Below are 23,944 nucleotides of genomic sequence, written 5' to 3' on the forward strand. Positions count from 1 at the left end.
GCCCTGCGAAAGAAAGATCGATGATCAAGATTGGCATTGTGGATGACCACGCGATAGTTCGTTCCGGGCTGCGGCAGTTCCTGTCCGAGCATGTGGATCTGCGGGTGGAGGGTGAGGCCTCCAACGGCCGTGAAGCCATCGACCTGGTGCGCAACAAGGAAATTGATGTCCTGCTCATGGACCTGTCGATGCCCGGACAGAGCGGGCTGGATGCGCTGGCCATGCTGCGGGCCAAGGCCCCGGACATGGGCATCCTGATTCTGAGCGGCTACCCCGAAGAGCACTATGCGATCAACCTGATCCGCCAGGGCGCGAGCGGCTACCTGAACAAGGAGTGCGAACCCTCTGAAATCGTGGAGGCGATCCGTACCATTGCGCTGGGCCGCCGCTACCTGACGCCTGCCGTGGCCGAACTGCTGGCCCAGCAACTCAATCGCAAGGACGACGCACCGCCCCACGAGCAGTTGTCGGAACGCGAGTTCCAGGTGTTCCTCAAGCTGGCCAAGGGAGAGACGGCAGGCGATATCGCCAAGGCCTTGTCGCTCAGCGTCAAGACGGTGAGCACCTACCGCACGCGATTGATGGAGAAGATGAGCCTGTCGTCCAACAGCGATCTGACCTACTACGCGCTCAAGAATCGCTTGATTGACTGACATGGAGCAGTGGCCTCAGTCCGGGGTCATTGGGCCTGACTCAGCCCGCTGGCGAGAAGAGTAGAAAATAAAAAACCCCGCCGCGCGCACCCGCGCTGCAGGGCGCAGCATCACAGCGAATGGCCAGGCGACGACAGGGACTGGCCAGCTTCCATCCCCGCAGGACTGCTGCTGTGCTGGATGCAGTAGTCCACCAGCGCATCAATTTCGTTGGATTTGTCGAAGACCGCATCCACCCCAAGCTGTGCACAACGCATGCGCACATCGGGTGTCGCGTAGTTGCTCAGCACCACCATCTTCTGGCCAGGGCGGCGCGAGCGGCATGCTGCCAGGACCCCCAGCCCACTGCCTTGGCGCAGAAAAAGATCCACTATTGCCAGATCCCACTGCTCACCATGGGTGGCGAGCCAGTTCTTGCCCTCGTCCTCGGTCTCAGCGACCCCTACCGCCTCTACGGACGCCAACTCTTCGAGCGTCCCGATCAGGTTCTCTCGAATGGTGGCGTTGTCTTCAACGATATAAGTGCGGAGTTTCACAGAAGGGTCCCGTTTCACTACCAACGCACATTTACGCTGGTCGAGCCTCAAATTTAGTGGCTCAGCTGAGCGGATTCTGCCAGCCGCTGCACGCGGACGCTGTAGGAGTAATCCTACCGAGCAACACACACCGTGCAGTGCGGCGCACGCGCCACGTTCATCATGCTCCATTCCATGGACCGTCCATCCAGCATCAACAGACGCCCAGCCAGTGACGTCCCGATGCCTGCAAGCAGCTTGAGCGCCTCGGCCGCCTGCAGGGCACCCACCACGCCCACCAGCGGGGCAAACACGCCCATGGTGGAGCAACGCACCTCTTCAAAATCCGCCTCAGGCGGAAAAATACAGGCGTAACAGGGCGACGCAGCCTGGCGCGGGTCCACCACCGTGATCTGGGCATCAAAGCGGATGACGGCCCCCGCAACAAGGGGCTTGCGATGGCGCACACAGGCCGCATTGACGGCGTGGCGTGTTGCGTAGTTGTCGCTGCAATCGAGCACCACGCAAGCGTCTTGCACCAGGGTATCGAGCACAGCGGCATCTGCGCGCGCCTGGAGCACGGTCACCTGCACTTCGGGGTTGATGGCTGCCATGGCGCTGGCTGCAGACGCCACCTTGGGCTGGCCGACGCGCGCGGTGGTGTGTGCGATTTGGCGTTGCAGGTTGGTCAGGTCCACCACATCGTCGTCCACCAGGGTGATGTGCCCCACACCAGCAGACGCCAGGTACAGCGCGGCAGGCGAGCCCAGGCCACCCGCACCGATGATGAGGGCATGGGACGCCAGCACCTGCTCCTGCCCCTCGATGCCCATCTCGTCGAGCAGGATGTGGCGGGAGTACCGCAGGAGCTGGTCATCGGTCATGGCGAGAGTCTCAAGAGAAGAAGAGCAAGAAGGACAAGAAAAAAGGCCGGACTCCGCTGGAAATCCGGCCTTCAGCACAGGGAGCGAAAGCTCAATTTTCTTTCTTTTCGTCCTTGCGTTCCGTCAGTGTCTTGCTGACCAGCACGGGGCGGCCCTTGAGCTGGTTGAGCGCCTGCACGAGCTGGAAGTCCTTGTCCGAACCGAACTCTGGAGCCTTGCGCTCTGCTGCAGGCTTTTTGGCTTCTTCTTCCATGCGCTTGAGGGCGCTTTCACGGGCCTTTTCACGGGCCTCGTCCTTCTTTTCCTCGCCTTGGCCGCTACCCAGGTGCTTGTCCAGATCGGCCTCGCGCATGCGCAAAGCAGCGAAGATGTTGCCTTCTTCCGATTCGTCGATCATCACGTCGGGCACGATGCCCTTGGCCTGGATCGACTTGCCGCTGGGGGTGTAATAGCGCGCGGTGGTCAGCTTGATGCCGGTATCAGGCCCCAGCGGACGCACGGTCTGCACCGAGCCCTTGCCAAAGGTCTGGCTGCCCATGATGGTGGCGCGCTTGTGGTCCTGCAGAGCGCCCGCCACGATCTCGCTGGCCGACGCAGAGCCTTCATTCACCAGCACCACGAGTGGCACGGACTTGAGGGCTGCGGGCAGGCGGCGCAGCGGGTCACCCCCGCCACGGCGCTGGTAGAAGTCGGGCGAGGCCTTGTAAGTGGCCTTGCTGTCCGCCAGTTGGCCGTTGGTCGTGACCACCGTGACGTTTTCTGGCAGGAACGCGGCCGACACGGCCACAGCCGCATCCAGCAGGCCGCCGGGATCGTTGCGCAGGTCGAGCACCAGGCCCTTGAGGTTGGGTTCCTGCTTGTAGACCTCTTCCACCTTGCGCACAAAGTCATCGACCGTGCGCTCCTGGAACTGCGACAGGCGGATCCAGGCGTAGCCGGGCTCCACCACCTTGCCCTTGACGGACTGGGTCTTGATCTCTTCACGCGTGATGGTGACCGGGAAGGTGCGGCTCTCGTCCTTGCGGAAGATGGTGAGCGTGACCTTGGTGTTGGGCTCGCCACGCATGCGCTTGACGGCATCGTTCAGGGACAGGCCCTTGACCGCCGTTTCGTCGATCTTGGTGATTAGGTCATTGGTCTTGAGGCCAGCGCGGAAGGCGGGAGACCCTTCGATGGGCGACACCACCTTGATCAAACCGTCTTCCTGGGTGATTTCGATACCAACCCCCACAAAACGGCCGGAAGTGCCTTCGCGAAATTCCTTGAAGGACTTCTTGTCGAAATACTGGGAGTGCGGGTCCAGGCTGGCGACCATGCCGGAGATGGCGTCGGTGATGAGCTTCTTGTCATCCACCGGCTCGACATAGTCGGTCTTCACGAGGCCAAACACTGCCGACAGCTGCTGGATTTCTTCCAGCGGCAACGGAGTCATCGCACCACGCGCGACCGTCTGCAACGAAACCGTCGTCAGAGCCCCAGCCACGACACCAACCGATACCCATCCCGCAATTTTGAGTTTGTGGCCCATACAACACCTTTACCGCTTCAAAACCAATATACACCTTGGAAGGACCAAACCCGCTGCAGTTCCGCGCAGGCACTCACTTTAGACAGGGTATCGGCGGGTTTTCCCCGTCTTTACCCAGGCTTTACGCCTTGCCTTGCGAGGCGACTGCCGCAGCTGCCTTGGCAGCCGCTTCTGCATCGCCCAGATAGTAGTGGCGGATGGGCTTGAGGTCGGCGTCCAGTTCATATACCAACGGGATTCCGTTGGGAATGTTCAGGCCCACGATGTCCGCCTCGGAGATGTTGTCCAGGTACTTCACCAAGGCGCGGATGGAATTGCCGTGCGCGGCGACCACCACGCGCTTGCCTGAGCGGATGGCCGGTGCCATGGCATCGTTCCAGAACGGCAGCACGCGGGCCACGGTGTCCTTCAGGCATTCCGTGAGCGGCACGCTGCCTTCTGCCAGAGCGGCGTAGCGGCGGTCGCTGCGCTCGCTGCGGGGGTCGGTGGCTTCCAGCGCTGGCGGCGGGGTGTCATAGCTGCGGCGCCATACCAGCACCTGCTCGTCGCCGTACTGCTTGGCCATGTCGGCCTTGTTCAGGCCCTGCAGGGCACCGTAGTGGCGCTCGTTCAGGCGCCAGTCCTTGACAACGGGCAGCCAGGTGCAATCCATTTCGTCCAGCGTGTACCACAGGGTGTGGATGGCGCGCTTGAGCACGCTGGTGAACGCCAGGTCGAACTCGTAGCCCTCGGCCTTGAGCAGCTTGCCGGCCGACATGGCCTGGGAAACACCGGTGGGCGTGAGATCCACGTCGGTCCAGCCGGTAAAGCGGTTTTCAAGGTTCCAGGTGGATTCGCCGTGGCGAATCAGAACGAGCTTGTACATGGTTTCCCCAGGAAAGGCAGGTCAAAAAAATGCGGGCCAAAACCCAGCATTCTAGAATTACGCTGTTCGCCAACCCAAGGAAGCTTCGTGAAATTCATTATTGATAACTGGTATCTGTTCCTCGTTGCACTGGCTTCGGGCAGCATGTTGCTGTGGCCGGTCCTCAAGAACGCCAGTGGCGGCTCGCTGACGCCAGCGCGCGCCGTGCAGCTCATCAACCGCGAAAAAGCGGTGGTCATCGACGTCTGCGAAACCGAGGAATTCGCCGCCGGCCACGTGAACGGAGCCAAGAACGTGCCCCTGGGCCAGCTCGAAGAGCGCCTGCCCACCGTGGTCAAGAACAAGGCCCTGCCCGTGGTGCTGGTGTGTGCCAGTGGCGCCCGCTCCAACCGCGCCGTCGCCATTGCCAAAAAACTGGGCTACGAAAACGCCCAGTCGCTCGCTGGTGGCCTGAAGGCCTGGCGAGAAGCCAGCCTGCCTGTGGAAAAAGCCTGATCCGCCCCCAGTTATTGGGTCCGCGATAGTCTTGCCACTGGTTTTTAGCCCCACAGGAAGAAAGAGGAAGGTCCGCCATGCAACCCGTGAAGATGTACACCACCGCCGTCTGCCCCTACTGCATCCGGGCCAAGCAGATCCTCAAGTCCAAGGGTGTGGAGCAGATCGAGGAGATCCGCATCGACACCGACCCCGCCGCGCGCAGCCACATGATGGAGATCACCGGCCGCCGCACGGTGCCGCAGATCTACATCGGTGACACCCATGTGGGCGGCCACGACGATCTGGTGGCGCTGGACAGCCGTGGCGAGCTCATGCCCTTGTTGGGCGCCTGACCCCCTCCCCGGGCGCTGCATAATGCAGCCCCATGTGCCCGCTGCGGGAGCTGCTCCCCGGCGGGTTTTGTTTTGCTAGCAATTTTGTAAGCTCAAAGAGACTTCACCATGGCCGATCAAGAAAACCCCGTGTTCCAGATCCAGCGCGTCTACCTCAAGGACCTGTCGCTGGAGCAACCCAATTCCCCCGGCATCCTGCTCGAACAAGAGCAACCCAGCGTGGACATCCAGCTGGGTGTGGAAGCCACTCCCGTGGCCGAAGGCATTTTTGAAGTGGCCGTGACGGCTACCGTGCAGACCAAAATCAAGGACAAAACCGTGTTCCTGGTCGAAGCCAAGCAGGCCGGCATCTTCGAAATCCGCAACGTGCCCGAAGACCAGATGGGCCCCATCATGGGCATCGCCTGCCCACAGATCGTGTACCCCTACCTGCGCGGCAACGTGGCCGACGTGATCAACCGAGCTGGCTTCCCGCCCGTCCACCTGGCCGAAATCAACTTCCAGGCCATGTACGAGCAGCAGCAAGCGCAGGCCGCCGGCCAAGCTTCCCCCATCATCACGCAATAAGAAGAGAGCACCCCCTGAGGCGCTTCGCGCCTTCCCCCTCTCTCGTCGCGCTACGCGCTCGGGAGGGGGACGCAGCCAGCGGCCTGGCGAAGCCAGTTCCGCGGCTACCTCGCTTGGGCCGCGCCGGTGGCATAGGCAGTAGGCGAAGCGTAGCGCGGAGATCATCAAATCAAAGACCTTTTCGGCCTCCAGCGCTTGATAGATAAGCGTAAGCAGCTATGAAAATCATAGTACTGGGTGCAGGTGCCTGGGGTTCTGCGCTCGCCATGAGTGCGGCAGAGCACCCTGCCGGACATGCGGTCACGCTGTGGGCGCGCGATGCGGGCCAGGCAGAGGCCATGCGCGCAGCGCGCCAGAATGCGCGCTACCTGCCAGGCATCGGCTTCCCCCCTTCTCTCACCGTGGCTGACGGCCCCTTTGGAGCATTGCTGCCGGGCGCCGACCTTGTCATCTTGGCGACTCCCATGGCAGCGCTGCGCGGCATGTTACGGGCGCTGACGGATTGCGCGGCACCTGTGGCCTGGCTGTGCAAGGGCTTCGAGGCGGTGCCTGCCGGTGCCAATTCAGCATCTTTTGGGCTGCTGGCGCACGAAGTACAAGCCCAAGTAGCTCCTGATTTGATAGCTGGCGTATTCAGCGGCCCGAGCTTTGCGCAGGAAGTCGCCCTGGGGCAGCCCACAGCCCTGGTGGCCGCCAGCGCCCATGCCGCCGTGCGCGATGCGCTGGTCAAAGCCTTTCACAGCCCGAGCGTGCGCGTGTATGCCAACGAAGACATCGTGGGCGTGGAAGTGGGCGGCGCGGTGAAGAACGTGCTGGCCATTGCCACCGGCCTGTGCGACGGGTTGGCGCTGGGGCTCAACGCCCGCGCCGCACTCATCACGCGCGGCCTGGCTGAGATGACGCGGCTGGGCCTGGCGCTGGGCGCGCGGCCCGACACGTTCATGGGCCTGTCCGGCCTGGGCGACCTGGTGCTGACCGCCACCGGCGACCTGTCGCGCAACCGGCGCGTGGGCATGCTGCTGGCACAGGGCCAGACCCTGGCGCAGGCGGTGGAATCCCTGGGCCATGTGGCGGAAGGCGTCTACAGCGCCCGCACCGTGGTGCAGCGCGCGCAGACACTGGGTGTGGACATGCCCATCGCCGAGGCCGCCGTGGCCTTGCTTGACGGCCGCCTGCAACCTGCCGAGGCCGTGGCGCAGCTCATGGGGCGCGGCCCCCGGGGCGAGCTCTGACGGTAGAGGCCCCGCGCAAGACCTGACGGCTACCCCACCGACAGGCGCCGCAGCAGGCCCTCTTCATCGTCGGGGTGGAAGAAATAGGGGTAGAAGCTGCGCTCCACGCTGGCCAGCTTGGGCTGGCCGCCAAATTGGTCGATGAGGCGGCGCCCCTTGTCGGCGCCGATGTGCAGCAGCACGGCGGGCGCACCCACACGCTCGCACATGCGTTCGGGGCCGATCTGGTCAAAACACAGCATGCGCCGGTAGAACGGGGCGTGGCGCGGGTTCACCTCGATGACGATGTCGGTGGCGCGCCGGGCGCGGAAGGCCACGATCCACGCAATGTGGAAGATGGCACCCAGCACATGCTTGGAACGCACCCCGGGGTCCATTGCGAGCTTGCCCATCTCGCAGATGCGCGCGCCGCGCTGGCGCAGCTCGGCGATGAACTCGGGGTACTGCTCCTCGGCGGCCAGGTGCCCGTCGTCCATGCGCACCGAAATCGTCCCTTGCGACTGCCCATCAATCTGCACCACCAGGCTGCTCAGGTCGCAGTCGTGCGACAAGGTGGCCTGCATGCTGTAGCCCTTGCGGGCGTACATGCGGGCCAGCAGCCCCTGGCCCTTGCGGGACAGACGGATCTTGCAGGTCTTGGTTTCGGCACAGCCCAGGCGGCTCAGGTACTCGCCGGGGTAGGCCAGCTCGACAATGGTCTGTTCTTCGGCGTCCATGGCGGCTCCAGGGGTGGGCAAAGTGGCCTCTACCCGCCCGCGCGCCGTGCGTTGCGCGAGGCAGCCAGGGCCTCGTCGCTCTGTTGAAAATAGGGCGAAAGGCCAGCTTAGCGGCTTCTCTCGTCCCCTGGAGCCCGGATTGACATGGCAAGCGGACGAACGGACGGACGACCTTGGCGAAAGGCATGCCCAGCAAAAAAGCCGCAGGGCACCATGGATAGGCGCCCTGCGGCTTTTTTGGCAATCCCCTTGCGGGGCAGGATCAGAACACGCCGAACAGCATGAGCAACAGAACAACGGACAGTGGGACGCCGAGCAGCCAGGCAATGATGGGCATAGTGATCTCCTGAAAAGGGTTGAAGGGGATAAGTGATTTCACTGTATGGCCCTCCTTTTCCCGCCCGTGTGCGCCAGCACGGCGCGTGGCCGTAGGCGCGCGCCTACCGGCTGTGGGAGCGGCACCCGCCCCACAGCACGATCAAAGCCCCAGTTCCAGCGCCAGCAGTTCGTCCACCGTCTGACGGCGGCGGATCAGGCGCGCCTGGCCACCGTCAACGAGCACCTCGGCAATCAGCGGACGCGTGTTGTAGTTGGAGGACATCGATGCGCCATAGGCCCCGGTGTCTTGGATCACCAGCAGATCACCCACCTGGGCGGCGGGCAGGTCCCGTGGCAGCACCACGCCGCCGTCGCCCTGGGTGAACACGTCTCCCGATTCGCACAGCGGCCCTGCCACCACCGTGGGTTGCTCTACCGCCGCCGAGCCATCGCGACGCAGCACGCTCATGGCGTGGTAGCTGCCGTACATCGAGGGGCGCATGAGTTCATTGAAGCCGGTATCGACCAGCACAAAATGGTTGTTGCCCGCGTTCTTGGTGGCGCGCACCTGGCCCAGCAGCACGCCGGATTCGGCCACCAGATAGCGGCCGGGCTCGATCTCCAGGCCGAGCTTGTGGCCCACGATGGCCTCGGCCTGCTGGCGCGCGGCGTCCCACAGGCCGTGGTAATGCTGCGTATCGACCACCGGGTCGCCGCTGCGGTAGGGGATGGACAGGCCGCCACCGGCCGAGATGGCGTGCAGGTCATGCCCGGCAGCATGCGCCGTGCGCACCAGGTTGACCATCGCACCACACACCTCCTGCAAGTGGCTGTAGTCCACGCCCGAGCCGATGTGCATGTGCAGGCCCACGAGCTTCAGACCGTGCTGCTGGATCGCGGCCAGCGCCGCAGGCAGGTCGGTGTGCCAGATGCCGTGCTTGCTGTGCTCGCCGCCGGTGTTGGTCTTGTTGCTGTGGCCATGGCCAAAGCCGGGGTTGATGCGCAGCCAGACGCTATGGCCGGGCGAACGCGCGCCCAGCTGGTGCAGCATGTCGATAGAGCCAGCGTTGACCGGCACGCCGTGTTCCACCACGCAGTCGAGCGTGGCGGCGTCGAACAGGTCGGCGGTAAAGACGATCTCCGACGGCTCTCCGCCGGCCGCGTAGCCGGCCGCCAGCGCACGCAGGATCTCGCCGCGCGAGACCGCATCCACCTTCACGCCCTGCTCGCGCATGAGCTTCAGGATGTGGATGTTGGAGCAGGCCTTCTGCGCGAACCGGATGGTCTCGAAATTGGACACCTGCGCAATGCGCTGGCGGATGGTGGCCGCGTCATACACCCACAAGGGGGTGCCGAACTGGTCGGCCAGGGACCACAGCTGGGCGGGCGAGAAAGGGTTGGACATGGGGACTCCGAAGGCACAAAGACTGATAGGACTTACGCAAATCGGGATGCAACAACCGCCTCGCCCTGGGGTGAACCGCTTGCCTGAACCCTGTTTTGCGTAAGTCATGACTGAATGGAAGCGCGGATGATGCCCCTTCCAAGGTATTTGGTCGAATGCTTTCATTTACACCATCCATTCAATATGGATATGCTCTACCCATGACCGGACCGACCGAAACGCCCCTGGCCCACCGCATCACCCACCGGCACATCGAAGTGTTCCGCGCCGTGATGACCGCTGGCAGCGCCACCGGCGCCGCCGACCTGCTGCACAGCTCGCAGCCCACGGTGAGCCGCGAGCTGGCCCGGCTTGAATCGTTATTGGGCTATGCGCTGTTCGAGCGCATACAGGGCCGCCTGCGCGCCAATGCGCGGGCACTGGCCCTGTGGGACGAGGTACAGCGCTCGTGGCAGGGGCTGGAGCGCGTGGTGGACCGCGCCGTGGCGCTGGGCCGGCCCGACGCTGTGCAGCTGGCAGTGCTGTGCCTGCCCGCGCTGGCGCACGCGCTGCTGCCCGGCGCGGCGGCGCGGCTGATGCAGGGGCAGCCCCACGCGCGCCTGTCGGTCACGCCGCAGGATTCGCCGCTGCTCGAAGAATGGATGAGTGCCCAGCGTTTTGACCTGGGCCTGTGCGAGCAGACCGCCGCCCCGCCCGGCACCCGCGCCGAGGTGCTGCTCACCCTGGACGAAGTGGCCGTGCTGCCCGCAAGCCACGCCCTGGCCCGGCAACCCGTGCTGCAGCTGGCGGACTTTGCCAACCAGCCCTTCGTGAGCCTGTCGGCCGACGACCCCTATCGCCGCATCATCGACGCGCGCTTCGCCGAAGCCGCCGTGCCACGCACACTGCGCATGGAAACCCACAGCGCGGCTGCCGTGTGCGCGATGGTGGAGCATGGCCTGGGGCTGGCCATCGTCAACCCGCTGACGGCCCTGACCGCAGCAGCCAATGGCCGGCTGGTGGTGCGGCGGCTCGCGTTGTCGATCCCGTTCAGCGTGGCGGCCGTGCTGCCGCTGTACCGCCCACCGCTGCCCGAGGTGGCGCCCATGCTGGAGGCCCTGCGGGCCGAGGCGGCGGAGGTGGCGCGCCGCCTGGAGGCCGTGGCGTGACCACTGCAGCTGTAGAGATTTCGCTACTATTTATATAGCTTCTCGCGCTTACCAGATAAGCGCTAGAGGCTATTTAGGCCAAAAATTAGGGCGGCGTGAGCGTGCGCACCTTCTCGGCCAGCCGCTGCTCCACCGAGGGCGACACAAACTTGGTCACCTCGCCGCCGAGCACGGCGATCTCGCGCACAAAGGTGCTGCTGATGAACTGGTACTTGTCGCTGGGGGTGAGGAACACGGTTTCCACCTGCGGCATCAGGCTGCGGTTCATGCCCGCCAGCTGGAACTCGTAGTCAAAGTCGGTCACGGCGCGCAGGCCACGCACCATGGCCTTGCCGCCACGCTCCACCACAAAGTCGCGCAACAGGCCCGAGAAGGCCTCGACCTGCACTTGTGGGTAGTTCTTGACCGCCTCGCGGACCATGTCGATGCGTTCTTCCAGGGTGAACAGCGTCTTCTTGTGGTGGCCCGCAGCCACGGCCACGATCACACGTTCGAACAACTGGGTGGCCCTGCGCACCACGTCTTCATGGCCCAGCGTGATGGGGTCAAAGGTTCCGGGGTACACGGCGAGCACGTTCTGGGCCATGGCTGGTTGTCTCCTGTCTGGCGGAAGGGTCGTTGGCCCGGCCCCCCGAAAGGCGCTCACGCTCTTTCGGGGGCGCCAGGCCGCGTGCGCGCATTATGCGTGCAGTGCAACATGAATCCCTGTTCAATGAAGTCAGTGCGAATGCCCATGGTGCGCATCGGGCACATGGGGATGGGTGTGCTCTACCGGAGCGTGGTGGTGCCAATGGCTGTGCGAGCCAGAGGGCATCACGTCATGGGTGTGCGTGTGGTGACCGTCGTCATGGGTGTGTGCATGCTCGTGCTCCAGGGCCTCATGCACATGCGCATGTTCGTGCCGCTCCGCAAGATGCAGTACCACGCCACAGACCATCAACAGACCGCCTACCCCCATCAACCACGATCCTGAGCGGTCGCCGAGCGCGAAAGCACCCAAGGCACCAATGAACGGCGCGAAAGCGAAGACAGAACCTGTGCGAGCCGCCCCGAACGCCCGTTGCGCAAGCAGGTAAAAGCGCAAGCTCAGGCCGTAGCCGGTGGCACCCACGGCCAACAAGGCCAGCGCCGGCCCCAGGCCCGGCACCGGCTCGCTCCATAGCCATCCCATCAGCACCGTCGCGAGCGTGCCCAGCACCGCCTTGACCAGGACCACTTGGCCAGGATCGCGGTCCGCAACCCCCTTCGACAGGGTGTTGTCGATACCCCATGCCACGGTGGCCATGGTCACGGCCAACAGCCCGAGCAGTTGAACCTGGCCGACCAGACCTTGTTCCAGCACCAGCACGACGCCACCTACCAGCAAGAGCGCCACGGCAACGATGACGCGCCTGTCCAGCGTTTCACCGTACCAGCGCCATGCCAGCAGGGCCGTGAACACAGCCTCCAGCGTCAGCATCAGTGACGCGCTGGACCCGCTGGTGCGCTGCAGGCCCCACGCCAGCGCTACCGGCCCCACCACAGCGCCCATGCTGGCCATGGCCACCAGGCGCGGCAGGTCTCCACGGCGCAGCTGCGCCTCGCGCGTGGCGGGTCGGCGCATCACCGCAGCCACCAGTGCAGCGCCACCATAGAGCAGCGCTGCCGTGGTGAACGGCCCCACGCCAGCACCAAAGCCCTGCACCAGTGGCGTGCTCAGGCCGAACAGGGCCGCAGCCAGCAACGCAAGCAATCCGCCCCGCTGCGCAGGGGACGCCACACCGCGCCACACGGCTTATTGGCCCGTGAAATTAGCGGCAATGAAATTGCCCGGCAGGCTGTAGAACATGTACAGCGTCTGTTTGCTGGGGTCCACCACCGCCGGGTTCTTGAAGGTCAACTTCCACTCCTTGCCCTTTTTTCCTTCGACGGCTTCCACACTCTCGGGCTTGACCGCAGACCAGGAGGCGTCCAGCTTGCCCGCCGTGACCAGCGCCTGTTTGCGCTGGTCGGCGCAACCCCTCACCACGGACTCGGTCGCAGCCTTGGCCCCGTGGAAGTGGCAACTGCTGCCCTTGTCAGCGTAGGCGGCAGGCGCCCAGGCAGCAGCAGACAAGACGATGGTGGCGATGAGAGACTTTTTCATGATGAGGTCCTTGAAGACTTGGAGGTAAAAACTAAACGGGGATAAAGAAAACGGCGCAGATTCACCGAAGGGTGTTGCGGCTGTCGTCCTGGGTGTTTTCGATATTCATGTCCTCATGGACATGGCGGTGTTCTTGGGTGGGAAAGCGAAAACTGTCCGGCGCCGTGTCGTGCTGGTAACCGTGTAGCTGCGTGAACAGCAGATAGACACCGGCATAAATCAGCGCCAGATTGGCGGCATGGCTAAAGCGCTTGAAGGAGGGCCGACGCCGCCAAGCGGCCAGCAGCGCCACCATCACAGCCAGCGCCGCGATCTGGCCCAGTTCCACCCCCACATTGAAGCTCAGGATGCGCCCCAGCATTGCGGTCGGATCGTCACCCAGCGGCAACTGCTGCAACCGAGTGGACAGGCCAAAGCCATGCAGCAATCCGAAAATGAACACAGCGCCCAAAAGGTTCGGAGACCGCATGTCAAACACCCGCTGAAATCCGCCGTTGTTGTCAAAACCCTTGTAGATCACGCTTGCAGCAATGGTGGCATCGACCAGGTAGTAGTTCCAGGTGATCTGGAAGTACGTGGCAAACACCAGTGTGATGCAGTGGCCCACGGTGAAGACCGTCACGAACTTGGCCACCTCCTTGAACGTGGTCAGGAAAAATACCACCCCCAACAGAAACAGCAGGTGGTCGTAGCCCGTCAGCATGTGGCTGGCGCCCAGGCCGACGTACTGCAGGTAGCCGCCATCGAGCATGCGCTGGCGGTCCTCCTCGGAAATACCGTGCGCAAAGCCCAGCAGCGGGACAAAGCCCAGCAGCAGCAATGCCACCAGGCGATGGGAAATCATTCGGGTCATGGTTCAAGAGCCCTGTGTGCGGGTGAAGACAAGCTTGCGTGGTGCGACGCAGTGGCAGACCAGCTCCTTCGGAACTGCATCCAGAGCGCCGCTACGCCGCCTCTGGCGTAGCCAGCAAGCCGGAAAGAAAAAGCAAGAAAACAAAAAGGCAGGGATCGCTGGTGGAACACCAGCACAGCGACGGTCCTCGGCAACCGCCGTGCAGGCCTGTCAGGCCCAAAAAGTGCTGCGCTGCGGAGGACGCAAGGGGCCGTCTAAAAAGACCGATGCGTGCCCCGGAACCGCGTGGGGCACCAACACTGAGGGGACAGGATCGCTGGCAACAAGAGCCATCGCGGGCAGCAAACCAGGCAATTGCACCGCCTGGTGCGCATGCTGATGGGGCGGCTCGCTGCCATCAGCTTCCAGGTGCAGGGTCTGGTCGGCATGGTGGTGGTGCCCCACCTCCTGCGCATGCACCACCATGTGAGCGATGACCTCCTTCTGGTGGTCAACGTGGACAGGCGACAGCCACGCCAGCGCCTGCCAGACCATGGCAATCAGCAGGAAAAGGGCTCGGCGCTTGCTGGTCACGGAAAGATTGTATGGGGCACCTGCTCCGCGCCGTGTAGCCCCTGACCGCTCGCACGCCCCCTTTGCGAAGGGCCGTCACACCACCGCAATCCCCTGCAGTGCCACGTTGCCCGGTGCCAGCAGCATCAGCCGGGCCACCAGCGCCACCAGATCCTGCTGGCGCTGGGTGCGCGTCTTGGCCAGCAGCGCGCTCATCTGCGTGCGCACGGTCGAGATGCGCGAGCCGCGCGCGTCAGCAAAATCCTGCGGGGTCTGGCCGCGCATCAGCGCCAGCAGCAGGTCGGCCTCGGACGGGCTCAGGCGGTAGGCCTGGCGGGCCAGGGCGACGGCGGCCTCGCTGCACAGGCTGCGCTCCAGCACCACCCAGGCGATGCCTGGCGCGCGGTGGCACAGGCCCAGCGCGGCCAGGTCGCTCAGGGGCAGCGTCACCAGCAGCAAGCCGCCCTCGGTGCCGGGCAGCTCCACACAGCCGCTGCGGCCCTGCAGCGATTGCTGGAACAGCGCGCGCAGCGCGGCATCGGCCGTGCTGGCCAGCACCGGGCGGCGCAGCAGCGTGCGCAGGGCCACGCTTTCGGGCCGGGCGCTCAGCAGCCGGGCGCGTGCATTGGCGTGCAGCAGGCGGCCGGCAGTGTCAAAAAACAGCAGGCCCATGGGTATCTGCTCCATCAGCGACTCCAGGCCCTGGGTGCGCGCGCGCAGCGCCACCATCTCGCGGTGCAGAAAGGCCGCGCGCTGCACGCCGCCAAACTCTGCGCGAAAACGCGCGACTTCTTCCGGTGTGAAGCCCTCGTCGTCCCCCTGGCGGTACACCGACATGAACAAATTGCCCACCGGGTGCGACGCGCCCTGGCTGCCGCCAAACATGCGGGTGCCGATGCCGTACTCGCGCAGGAAGTCGCTGTAGATCTCGCTGCGGCGAAAGCCGCGCGTGGCATGCACGGGCGCGTCCGTGGCCACCCAGGTGCCCGACGGGCCCGTGCGCGCACGCTGCACCATGGCGTCGTCCCACAGCGGGTCTTGCAGGCGAAAGTGCGTGGCATAGCGCTGCGCCGCCTCGGGTGTCACGCCCATCGCCAGCAGCGCGGGCGCGCCGTCGCTCGATGGCGATTGCAGCCAGTAGTCCACCTCGGGGTGCGCGGCAAACTCCGCGCCCCACTGCGCCAGCTGGTCCAGATCGCTGGCCAGGAAGGCTCCGCCGAGCAGGTCCGCGCGAAAGCTGGCGGCGTAGCGGGCCAGCGCGTCGCTCCAGCGCGCATCGTCGGCGACAGAGCCCAGCAATTCACCCAGAGCGTGGTGCAACCCAGAACCTTTCCACAGTGGACCTCCAAAAGCCTGTTCACGACCTTGCCGGGAGTCGCAACCCGTCAACACCGTCTGGAGGCCTCGCACAACAAAGAGCGGCAGATGGTACGGCCCACCGGCAGCCACCACATCGTTCAAGCGAATGATGTGGCACGGCGCCGACGCTGGCTACGGCTTGTTACCAAAAGAGCCATCCTGCCCGCACGCCCGCGCCCGCGCCCGGGCTGGGTGGGCCCTGCGCGCTTCCTCCAGGTGGCGGATAGGCAGGCCAGGGCCTCATTTCTACATTCTGGCCACGGCGCCGCCTGGCCCCCTCGGCAGGGCAGGTGCGCGATGTTCATTTCCTTTGTTCCGGTCCCTTATCCATGAAATCTTCCTGCACCACCACCCTGTTGCGCCGCGTCGGCACTGGTTTTGCCGTGGCGCTTGCCGCGCTGACCGCCACCTCGGCCCAGGCTGCAATACCGGCCGACCAGCGACAGTTTCTGATCGACTTCTACAACCACACCAACGGCCCGACCTGGACTTTCCAAAACGGCTGGCTGGGCGCGCCGGGCACCGAATGCACCTGGATCGGAGTGACTTGCGACGGGGGCCAGACCACCGTGGTCGCCCTGAGCGTGCAAAGCAACAACCTCACCGACCCCGTGGGCGCGGTGCTGCCGGACTGGTCGGCACTGACGGGCATCCGCACCATCAATCTGAGCGGCAACAACCTGGCAGGGCGGCTGCCCCCCATTGCAGGCCTGCCGGAACTGCGGGTGCTCAATGTCTCCAACAACGACCTGCAAGGCACGCTGCCAAGCCCCGCCGGCCTGACCCACTTTTTCCTCTACCACGCCCACAACAACCAGTTCACCGGCTCGCTGCCGGCCTTGCCGCCCACGGTGGAGCAACTGCGGGTGGAGAACAACCAGCTCACCGGCCCTCTGCCCGCCCCGCCTGCAGCCCTGGTGGCGGATGCGTCCGCCCTGTGCCCCAACCAGCTGACCCCTTCGACCAGCGCTGCCTGGGACAAAGCCACGGGAAGCGCACCCTGGTATGCCGCGTGCAGCGCCCCACCCGCCGCCACCCCCGTGCCCACCCTGGGTGAATGGGCGCTGCTCCTGCTGTCGCTCGCGGCGGCTACGCTGGGCATGGGGGCACTGCGTCGCAAGAAGTTTTAAGGTTTTTTGGGCGCTAGCGCTTATCCATCAAGCGCTAATAGCTACACAAAACATAGCAAATCCACGCAGCGCCGTCGCTCATCGTCGTTCATGTGAACGATGGCGGCTGCCGGGCCACAGCCTACGATCCGCAGCCCACCCCAGCCCGGCCTGCGCCGTTTCTTCCTTGTGATTCCCCGTCCGCCCCAGCCCACTCCCACCACCGTCAGCGACGCGCTGTTCGACACCCAGGCCTGCCTGAACTGCGGCGCGGCGCTCTCTGGCCCGTTTTGCGCGCAGTGCGGGCAGAAGAAGGCCGCGCGCATGGGCAGCAGCACCGTGCGCAAGGAAGCGTGGGAGCGTTTTCGCTGGTTTGAATGGAACACCCTCCGCAACGCACTGCGCGTGCTGCCCCAGCCCGGCACCACCGCACGCGAATACGTGCTGGGCCAGCGCAAGGACCACCCGCACCCGCTGACCCTGCTGTGCCTGGCCATCGGCTTCCTGCTGATCGTGCTGGGCCACACCGACTACTTGCGGCCCGAGCTGCCCAGTGAAGAGGCACAGCGCATGGTCGCTCTGGTCACGGGCTACTCCAAGTGGTCGTTCTCGCTGGGCGCGGTGGCGGCGTTTGCCAGCATGTGGCTGGTGTTCCGCCGGTGGGGCTACAACGTGGCAGAGCTGCTGACCCTGGCACTGTATTGCCAGGCGGTGTTCATTGCGCTGCAGATGGTCAACCAGCTGCCGCTGGTGCTGGCGTCGTCGCCCGAGCTGTTCAGGTGGCACAAGGCCTGGTCTCCCTGGTACATGACGGCGCTGCAGACGCTGATGCTCATGGTGGCGCTGCGGCAGTTTTTGGTGCTGGATTGGCGGCGTGATGGCTGGCGGCTGCTGCTGGCCGGTGCGCTGTTCGCGGCGCTCAAGTGGCAGGCCACCCAGCTCTATGCCCGCGCAGTGGTCGAACTCGTGCTGTGGCAAATGGGCGCGTGAAAAGCGTGAACAAGTTCATGAAAACCTGTCGGGCCGCAGCCACATCCTTCACCTGAATGATGTTGCGGCGCAGGCATCAACCCTACCATCCGGCGCAGTTCATTCAACCTGATGAGGAGCACCCATTGAGCGGTGAAGAGCGGGACCCGCAGCCTGTGGGAATACCGGGTTTCGAGACCCTGATGGCTGAAAGCCTGGAGGCCCTGGGCGAGCCCGGCATGGTGGAGCGCCTGCTGCACCGCGTGGGCGAATCGCTGGGCAGCCACAAGGTGGTGCTGTTTTGCCCCCTGCCCGGCTCGGACGACCCGCTGGCCGCCTACCAATGGGGCATGCCCGATGATTTTCTGGCGCGCTATGCGAACCTGATCCAGGGCAGCGATGCGTGGAGCGAAGCGCTCGCGCGCCAGCAGGGTGAGGCGCTGGCACGCGGCGGTTCGCTGAGCCAGCAGCTCGTCAGCACCCCAGCCCTGCGCCGTGGCGCGTTTTATGCCGACTACCTCAAGCCCCTGGGCATCGATGCCATGGTCAACAGCATCGTGGAGGCCTCGCCCGAGGTGGGCATGCACGTGCTGGCGATGTACAACGACCTGGGCCAGAACGAGTTCACGCCCGAACAATTTGCCCGGCTGCGCGCCGTGACGCCCTGGGTGCGCAGCCTCATGCGCGCCCAGCGCCACCTGCAGCAGGCCCGCCGCCACAGCAGTGCGCTGGAGCGCACGCTGGACCAGCTGCCGCTGGGGCTGATGCATGTGAACCAGCGTGGCGAGGTGCGTTACCTGAACGAACACGCCCGCGCCTGGCTGGGGGTGGAGGATGAATGCCGCATCCTGCTGCGCAACGCCACGGGCTGGCAGGCGCGCCAGCCCCTGCAGCTGGCGCAGATCCACCCCGGGCTGACGCCACTGCTCACCGCCAGCCTGAGCACACGCTCGCCCGTCTCGGCCCGGCTGCAGACCCAGCACGACACCGCGCCGGGGACACTGGTGGCACTGGCCGCGCCGCTGCGCAATGGCCCGGGGCCCGCCGCCGAGCCGCTGGCCCAGTTCATCCTGGTGCCCGAGGCACCACCCCACGCGGGCGCCACGGTGTCGGTGTGCAGCGCGCTCTATGGCCTGACCCCCGCCGAAGCCGCCCTGCTGCCCCTGCTGCTGCAGGGCATGACCCCGCGCGAAATGGCCGACAACCGGCACGTGAAGATGCCCACCGTGCGCTCCCAGCTGGCCAGCCTGTACGCCAAGACCGGCACACGCGGCCAGGCCGAACTGGCCCAGCGCGTGCTGCGCGTGGCGGCACTGGTGACGGTATGAGACACCCCCCTGAGTCGCCTTCGGCGCCTTCCCCCCGCTCTCGCATGGCTGCGCCATACGGGCAGGGGGACGCGGCCCTCACTGCGGGGCGGCCCTTGCTCGGCCGCCCTGGCTTGGGGCGCGACAGTATCGACGGCTGCGCGCAACACGCAGCGCAACCGGCCACCGCATTCACTGATCCCAACCCAAGGAACCCATCCCCATGAAACACCGCATTGTTCGCCCTGTCGCCTTCGCCTGCGCCACCATGCTGGGCCTGGCCGTGGGCGGCCTGGCCATGGCCCAAAAGACGGCTGCCGTGGCCAAGCCCAGCAAGGCCCAGCTGGCGGCCGAGCTGGCCGCTACGCTGCAGGCCTGCTCGTACGACGGCAGCCCACTGGCCTTCTCGCCACCCGACCTGTCCAAGGGCGGCGGCACCGGCAAACAGGTGGTGGCCGAGATCATGAAATACACCGGACTGCCCGCCAACTTTGTGGTGGTGGAGGGCAAGGTGCCCAATGCGGCGGCGGTGATCATGCAGGGGCCTGACAAGGTGCCGCGCCGCGTGATTGCCTACAACCCGGCCTTCATGGGCGAAGTCATTCAGGCCACCAAATCCAACAACTGGGCGCCCGTGAGCATCATGGCCCACGAGATCGGGCACCACCTCTCGGGCCACACCATCGTGCCTGGCGGCAGCCAGCCACCCATCGAGCTGGAGTCGGACAAGTTCAGCGGCTTTGTGCTCTACAAGATGGGCGCGCCGCTGGCCGATGCCCAGCGCGCCATTGCCACGCTGATCCCCGAGAAGGACGGCGAAACCCACCCGGGCCGCAAGAAGCGCCTGGCCGCCATTGCCAGCGGCTGGACAGAAGCCTGCGAGCTGCAAGGCGGTGGGCCGCAGTGCTCTGGCGGATTGCCGGTGCGCACCGCAGCGGCTGCCCCCGCTGCACCGGCACCGGCTGCCGCATCACCCGCCCCGGCACCGGCTACCACGGTGGCCAAGGCCCCGGCGCCCACGGCAGCACCGGCGGTCCCCTCGGCCAAGACGCCCGCCCCAGCCCTCGCCGCCGCGGCCGCGGCCGAAACCCTGCCCAAGGCAGACGCGGCCGCCATCCCGTCCAAGGGCACCCAGTTCATCTACGACGAGTTCGGCATCCTGGACCCGGCCATCCGTGCGCAGTTTGAAAAGCAGATGTACGACCATGCGCAGAAGACGGGCGTGGAGATCGTCACCCTGCTGGTGAAAGACCTGGGCGGCAAGAGCGCCAATGAATATGCCCACGCCATGATGCGCCAGCTGCGCGTAGGCAAGCTCGATGTGGGCAACGGCGCCGTGCTGGTGGTGGCGCCCGAGCAGAACCAGGCCGCCGCCGTGCTGGGCGCGGGCGTGGCGCTGGAGATGGACGGCCACCAGGACAAGGCCGAGCAGCTCAAGCGCTGGATCAGCACAGCCTGGCCGCTGTGCAAAAAGAAGAACGCCTGCGGCGGCTGGACGGAAACCCTGATGCTCGCCGCCGACCACCTGCGCCGCGATACCAGCCACGCGGACTGGACCATCGCCTACCAGTCGCTGGGCGACATTCAGAAGGCCGATGCCGCAGAAAGCGGCAAGGTCACCAACCCGAAGGACAGCAAGGTCTGGCGCAAGATCGTGCGCCTGTCGGGTACCGTGGAGAGCCTGAACCCGCCCACCGGCAACAAGGCGGCCTGGGTGAGCGATATCAAGGTGAAAAACGGCAAGCAGGCCGTGCTGCTTCGCAGCGCCGAAGGGTTCACGGCCATGCTCTACGTAGACCCGCGCACCGCCGCCCTGCAACCTGGCGGCAAGCTGGAACAGGGCAGGGTGTACACGGTGATCGCCCGTGCGGACTGGATCTCGGGCAACCCCCAGCACACGCAGTCGCTGGATGTGCTGAGCTACGCCGTCACGGAGTAAGCCGCAGGCCCACCGCATGTCAGCCACGACCTTCACCATGCTCCTGGCGGGCGCTGCCAATCTGCTGCCCGCGCTGTTTTTCATGTTTACGGCACTGCTCGGCAGCAACGGGATGAACTCCACCCAGGGCGGAAAGCTGCTGGGCGCCTTGGCCGTGCTGCTGGTGCTGGGCTGGCTCGCCGCGCTGGGGCTTGCTCGCCACCTTGCCCACTGGGGCCAGGCGCGCGGCTGGTCCACCGTGGTCAGCGTGGCAGCGGCCAGCGGAGGCGCGGTAGTCGCTTTCACCGTGCTGGCGCTGCTGTCCACCCTGGCAGCGCTCCTGTGGGTGGGCGCATGAGCTCCGTGCACCCCCCTGAAAAGAGAAGAACGCCAGAAAGAAGGACACCCCCATGCACCACTCCCTGCACCAGCCCTTGTACAACACCACCCTTGCGCTGCTGGCCGCACTCACCCTGCTGGCCGCCGGGACACACACAGCCCACGCCGCCGAACACTTCTGCGGCCAGACCTCTGCCCACCCCATCGACAAGGCCCTGGCTGCGGCCGCCGAACGCAGCGGGGGCGTGACGGTGGACCTGCGTGACGCGCAGTCGGCCGCCTACGCCGCGTGGGACAAGGAGCTCAACCGCGTCTACGCCCAGGCCCTCAAGGCCGCTGGCCCGACCCGGCGTGACGCCCTGCGTGCGGCGCAACGCGCATGGCTGGCGTTCGACACCGCGCAGGGCCAGTGGGACGCCATGCTGCATGCCGACCAGGGCACATCGGCCGCGCTCAACATCGCGGGTGCCGCGCTGGAACGCCGGCGCGCGCGGGTGTGCGACCTGAGCAGGGACCTGCAAAACCTGAAGGATTCGGAATGATGCGTCGCACACTCCTGCGGCTGCTGCCCGTGCTGGCACCCGGACTGGCCCACGCGCAGGACCACCCCACGGTGTGGCTGCGCGTGCGCAACAACAGCCAGGAGGTGTTCGAGCATGTTTGGCAAGGCCTGCCGCGCACCCGCAGCGATGTGGACCTGGGCCCCTTGCGGCCCGGCCAGACCAGCCGGTGGCACGCCGTTCCGGCCACGCTGGCGCACTACCGCAAGACCCGCATCCAGCTGGCCCAGCGCCAGCTCACCGACGTGACCGACACCTCCTTCCCACAAGGCCGCGCCACCCTGGAGCCGGGCCGCTACACCTTCGCCTACACGCTGGAGGGAGATGCACTGCGGTTGACGGTGATCCCGGAAGCCGGGACCACCGCGCCGGACAGATAACATCAAAAACAATAGCAGCTACCACTTATCAGATAAGCGCTAGAACCCAATTTCACCCAAAAAATGGCGTCCATGAACACCCTCAGCACCTTGCACCCCGTCCGCATGGCGCGGCTCACGGCCCTGGCGGCCGCCCTGTTTGCGGCGGCCTGTGGCGGCGGGGACGCCAACGAGGCACCCACTCCCACTCCCACTCCCACGCCAGCCCCAGGCACGGCGCCCGCACCAGGGCCCACGCCGGAACCCCCATCACCGCCCCCGCCGGCCCCCACAGCACCGCCGGTGCAGCCCCCGTCTGCACCCCCCCCATCGCCGCCGCCGTCGCAGCCACCCTCGGTACCACCGCCGCCGCCACCTCCTGCGCCCCCGCCGCCCAGCGCGGGATGGAGCGTGGTCTCGGTGAACTCCCTGCTCGCGCCCCTGGCCATCGCCAGCGACCTGACCCCCAACCCCGGCCGGGGCTACTACCAGTGGCGCTCGGACCCGGGTGACGTGCCGCTAGCACAATCGGCACCACCCCAGGCCGCCTACCAGCGCTACCTCTGGAAAGACCTGGAAGGCAACACACCCGGCCAATACACCCTCGGCAACCTGGTGGCCGCGCGCGATGCCGCCCGGGCCGCTGGGCGACAGTTTGCGTTTCGCATCCAGGCCATGCGCGGCTACGGCACCAACACGCTGGACGTGCCCACCTACCTGCACGGTGCGGGCACGGCGCAGCCGCAATGCTCGGCACCCAACCCCGCCTGTGTATGGGCGGCCCCGATGCCCGCCCCCACCCCGCCCGCGCCCGCATTGCCTCCCACGCTAGTGCCCAACTGGAACCACCCCTATGTGCTGGAGCGCATGCAGGCCCTGCTGCAGGCCGTGGCCGCCGCGCTGGGCGACACGTCGGACCTGGCCTGGATCGACGTGGGCCTGTACGGGCAGTACGGCGAGTGGGCCATGAACACCACCAACGTGGTCTACACACCGGCCCTGGAAACCCAAGGCATCACCCCGGCCTCCAACGCCACCAAGCGCAGCATTGCGCAGATGCATTTCGACAGGTTCCCGGATGCGCAGCATGCGATGTTCATCCCGCATGCCAACCTGGACACGCTGCAGTACGCGTTCTTCCAGCAGACCACCACCACGCTGCCGGTGGGCCTGCGCTGGGACTGCCTGGCGCAGGACGGCTTCATGAAGCAGTGGACCGATCGCCCGAGCGACTGGGCACAGATCTCGGACCGCTGGAAGACCGCACCCTGGATCGCGGAGTTCTGCCCCTTCGGCCCCGGCGAGTCCAAGACCAACGCCGCCACCGCGCTGCAGCAGGTGCGCGACTTCCATGTCTCCACCGTGGGCAATGGCAACCTGAACGCGCCGTGGTCCAGCTTTACGGGCACCGAACAGGCCCACCTGGCGGCCGTGGGGCGCGAGGCGGGCTACCGCTTTGCGCTGGGGCCCATCACTGTCACGGCCCCCACGCCCAGCACGGTGCAGGTGCAGGTGCGCGTGGACAACACGGGTAACGCACCGCTCTACACCCCTTGGCAACTGCAGGCTCAGCTGCGCGATGGCACCGGCCAGGTGGTGGCCAGCCGGGAGCTGCTGAGCACCGCCCAGGCGCGTGCCATTCTTCCGGGTGCGCCCGCGCAGATCAACACTGCCTGGACCTTGCCGAGCCCACCTGCGGGCAGCTACACGGTGCACCTGGCCTGGGTGCGCCAGCCCACGCTGGCGGGGCTGCCGCAGACGCTGCGCTGGAACATGGCGGGCATCGAAGCCGACGGCAGCGCCCGGCTGGCGACGTTGAAAAGGTAGGTCGCT

26 protein-coding genes are annotated in these 23,944 nt (G+C 65.8%); 14 read left to right on the forward strand and 12 right to left on the reverse strand.

Going from position 1 to position 23,944, the window contains the following annotated elements:
• The first annotated feature begins 20 nt into the window (after positions 1-20).
• The gene (locus tag C8C94_RS12470) at positions 21-653 is read left to right on the forward strand and encodes a response regulator transcription factor (RefSeq protein ID WP_010463169.1); all 633 of its coding nucleotides are present in this window, start codon (positions 21-23) and stop codon (positions 651-653) included.
• Positions 654-763: 110 nt separating this feature from the next.
• Here the strand turns inward: C8C94_RS12470 and C8C94_RS12475 are convergent, their stop codons facing one another.
• From C8C94_RS12475 to gpmA, 4 genes are all read right to left on the reverse strand, one after another.
• Positions 764-1,189 carry a response regulator gene (locus tag C8C94_RS12475; protein WP_055395489.1) on the reverse strand — a complete coding sequence of 142 codons (426 nt, stop codon included), beginning with the start codon at positions 1,187-1,189 and terminating at the stop codon, positions 764-766.
• 113 nt (positions 1,190-1,302) lie between these two features.
• Positions 1,303-2,052: a HesA/MoeB/ThiF family protein gene (locus C8C94_RS12480; RefSeq protein WP_121420924.1), complete on the reverse strand. Its 750-nt coding sequence runs from the start codon at positions 2,050-2,052 to the stop codon at positions 1,303-1,305.
• A 91-nt stretch (positions 2,053-2,143) separates the two neighbouring features.
• Positions 2,144-3,580: a S41 family peptidase gene (locus C8C94_RS12485; protein WP_055395496.1), complete on the reverse strand. Its 1,437-nt coding sequence runs from the start codon at positions 3,578-3,580 to the stop codon at positions 2,144-2,146.
• Between the two features lie 121 nt (positions 3,581-3,701).
• Complete coding sequence (gene gpmA, locus C8C94_RS12490; RefSeq protein ID WP_121420925.1) at positions 3,702-4,445, reverse strand: 2,3-diphosphoglycerate-dependent phosphoglycerate mutase; 744 nt, start codon at positions 4,443-4,445, stop codon at positions 3,702-3,704.
• Positions 4,446-4,532: 87 nt separating this feature from the next.
• On the opposite strand from gpmA, the gene C8C94_RS12495 reads away from it, so the two are divergent.
• The 4 genes from C8C94_RS12495 (at position 4,533) to C8C94_RS12510 (ending at position 7,074) form a co-directional block, all read left to right on the forward strand.
• The gene (locus C8C94_RS12495; RefSeq protein ID WP_121420926.1) at positions 4,533-4,940 is read left to right on the forward strand and encodes a rhodanese-like domain-containing protein; all 408 of its coding nucleotides are present in this window, start codon (positions 4,533-4,535) and stop codon (positions 4,938-4,940) included.
• Between the two features lie 77 nt (positions 4,941-5,017).
• Entirely contained in the window at positions 5,018-5,275 is a 258-nt protein-coding gene (gene grxC, locus C8C94_RS12500; protein WP_015015481.1) for a glutaredoxin 3, read from the forward strand.
• 108 nt (positions 5,276-5,383) lie between these two features.
• The gene (gene secB / locus C8C94_RS12505) at positions 5,384-5,842 is read left to right on the forward strand and encodes a protein-export chaperone SecB (protein WP_055395502.1); all 459 of its coding nucleotides are present in this window, start codon (positions 5,384-5,386) and stop codon (positions 5,840-5,842) included.
• A gap of 218 nt (positions 5,843-6,060) precedes the next feature.
• Positions 6,061-7,074 carry an NAD(P)H-dependent glycerol-3-phosphate dehydrogenase gene (locus tag C8C94_RS12510; protein ID WP_121420927.1) on the forward strand — a complete coding sequence of 338 codons (1,014 nt, stop codon included), beginning with the start codon at positions 6,061-6,063 and terminating at the stop codon, positions 7,072-7,074.
• A gap of 29 nt (positions 7,075-7,103) precedes the next feature.
• Here the strand turns inward: C8C94_RS12510 and C8C94_RS12515 are convergent, their stop codons facing one another.
• On the reverse strand, positions 7,104-7,790 hold the full coding sequence (locus C8C94_RS12515; RefSeq protein WP_121420928.1) for a long-chain N-acyl amino acid synthase: 687 nt from the start codon (positions 7,788-7,790) through the stop codon (positions 7,104-7,106).
• Between the two features lie 478 nt (positions 7,791-8,268).
• Positions 8,269-9,513 carry a diaminopimelate decarboxylase gene (lysA, locus tag C8C94_RS12520; RefSeq protein ID WP_121420929.1) on the reverse strand — a complete coding sequence of 415 codons (1,245 nt, stop codon included), beginning with the start codon at positions 9,511-9,513 and terminating at the stop codon, positions 8,269-8,271.
• A 200-nt stretch (positions 9,514-9,713) separates the two neighbouring features.
• Here lysA and C8C94_RS12525 point away from each other — a divergent pair, with 200 nt between their 5' ends.
• Positions 9,714-10,661, forward strand: coding sequence for a LysR family transcriptional regulator (locus C8C94_RS12525; protein ID WP_121420930.1), 948 nt, complete (start codon positions 9,714-9,716; stop codon positions 10,659-10,661).
• An 85-nt stretch (positions 10,662-10,746) separates the two neighbouring features.
• Here C8C94_RS12525 and coaD read toward each other — a convergent pair whose 3' ends face one another.
• The 6 genes from coaD to C8C94_RS12555 all read right to left on the reverse strand — a co-directional run bounded on the left by coaD (position 10,747) and on the right by C8C94_RS12555 (position 15,511).
• On the reverse strand, positions 10,747-11,247 hold the full coding sequence (gene coaD / locus C8C94_RS12530; protein WP_055395514.1) for a pantetheine-phosphate adenylyltransferase: 501 nt from the start codon (positions 11,245-11,247) through the stop codon (positions 10,747-10,749).
• A gap of 132 nt (positions 11,248-11,379) precedes the next feature.
• Complete coding sequence (locus C8C94_RS12535; protein ID WP_121420931.1) at positions 11,380-12,432, reverse strand: DMT family transporter; 1,053 nt, start codon at positions 12,430-12,432, stop codon at positions 11,380-11,382.
• Positions 12,433-12,435: 3 nt separating this feature from the next.
• Complete coding sequence (locus C8C94_RS12540; RefSeq protein WP_121420932.1) at positions 12,436-12,786, reverse strand: DUF6488 family protein; 351 nt, start codon at positions 12,784-12,786, stop codon at positions 12,436-12,438.
• 61 nt (positions 12,787-12,847) lie between these two features.
• A complete protein-coding gene (locus C8C94_RS12545) occupies positions 12,848-13,639 on the reverse strand; it encodes a HupE/UreJ family protein (protein WP_121420933.1) in 792 nt (263 codons plus the stop codon).
• A 210-nt stretch (positions 13,640-13,849) separates the two neighbouring features.
• On the reverse strand, positions 13,850-14,212 hold the full coding sequence (locus tag C8C94_RS12550) for a hypothetical protein (protein ID WP_121420934.1): 363 nt from the start codon (positions 14,210-14,212) through the stop codon (positions 13,850-13,852).
• Between the two features lie 75 nt (positions 14,213-14,287).
• On the reverse strand, positions 14,288-15,511 hold the full coding sequence (locus tag C8C94_RS12555; protein WP_121420935.1) for a helix-turn-helix transcriptional regulator: 1,224 nt from the start codon (positions 15,509-15,511) through the stop codon (positions 14,288-14,290).
• Between the two features lie 368 nt (positions 15,512-15,879).
• Here C8C94_RS12555 and C8C94_RS12560 point away from each other — a divergent pair, with 368 nt between their 5' ends.
• The 8 genes from C8C94_RS12560 (at position 15,880) to C8C94_RS12600 (ending at position 23,938) form a co-directional block, all read left to right on the forward strand.
• Positions 15,880-16,680: an IPTL-CTERM sorting domain-containing protein gene (locus C8C94_RS12560; RefSeq protein ID WP_121420936.1), complete on the forward strand. Its 801-nt coding sequence runs from the start codon at positions 15,880-15,882 to the stop codon at positions 16,678-16,680.
• Positions 16,681-16,779: 99 nt separating this feature from the next.
• Positions 16,780-17,649: a DUF3667 domain-containing protein gene (locus tag C8C94_RS12565; RefSeq protein WP_121420937.1), complete on the forward strand. Its 870-nt coding sequence runs from the start codon at positions 16,780-16,782 to the stop codon at positions 17,647-17,649.
• Between the two features lie 125 nt (positions 17,650-17,774).
• Positions 17,775-18,956, forward strand: coding sequence for a helix-turn-helix transcriptional regulator (locus tag C8C94_RS12570; RefSeq protein ID WP_158603818.1), 1,182 nt, complete (start codon positions 17,775-17,777; stop codon positions 18,954-18,956).
• A gap of 202 nt (positions 18,957-19,158) precedes the next feature.
• Positions 19,159-20,874 carry a YgcG family protein gene (locus tag C8C94_RS12580; protein WP_121420939.1) on the forward strand — a complete coding sequence of 572 codons (1,716 nt, stop codon included), beginning with the start codon at positions 19,159-19,161 and terminating at the stop codon, positions 20,872-20,874.
• 16 nt (positions 20,875-20,890) lie between these two features.
• Positions 20,891-21,211 carry a hypothetical protein gene (locus C8C94_RS12585; RefSeq protein ID WP_147433253.1) on the forward strand — a complete coding sequence of 107 codons (321 nt, stop codon included), beginning with the start codon at positions 20,891-20,893 and terminating at the stop codon, positions 21,209-21,211.
• Positions 21,212-21,263: 52 nt separating this feature from the next.
• Positions 21,264-21,734, forward strand: coding sequence for a lysozyme inhibitor LprI family protein (locus C8C94_RS12590; protein WP_121420941.1), 471 nt, complete (start codon positions 21,264-21,266; stop codon positions 21,732-21,734).
• Positions 21,734-22,132 carry a hypothetical protein gene (locus C8C94_RS12595; protein WP_147433254.1) on the forward strand — a complete coding sequence of 133 codons (399 nt, stop codon included), beginning with the start codon at positions 21,734-21,736 and terminating at the stop codon, positions 22,130-22,132. Before C8C94_RS12590 ends, C8C94_RS12595 begins: the two co-directional genes overlap by 1 nt.
• Positions 22,133-22,204: 72 nt before the next feature.
• A complete protein-coding gene (locus C8C94_RS12600; protein WP_147433255.1) occupies positions 22,205-23,938 on the forward strand; it encodes a DUF4832 domain-containing protein in 1,734 nt (577 codons plus the stop codon).
• Positions 23,939-23,944 lie beyond the last annotated feature (6 nt).

The sequence above is a fragment of the Acidovorax sp. 94 genome (assembly GCF_003634645.1).
In the GTDB taxonomy this organism is placed as follows: Bacteria; Pseudomonadota; Gammaproteobacteria; order Burkholderiales; family Burkholderiaceae_C; genus Acidovorax; species Acidovorax facilis.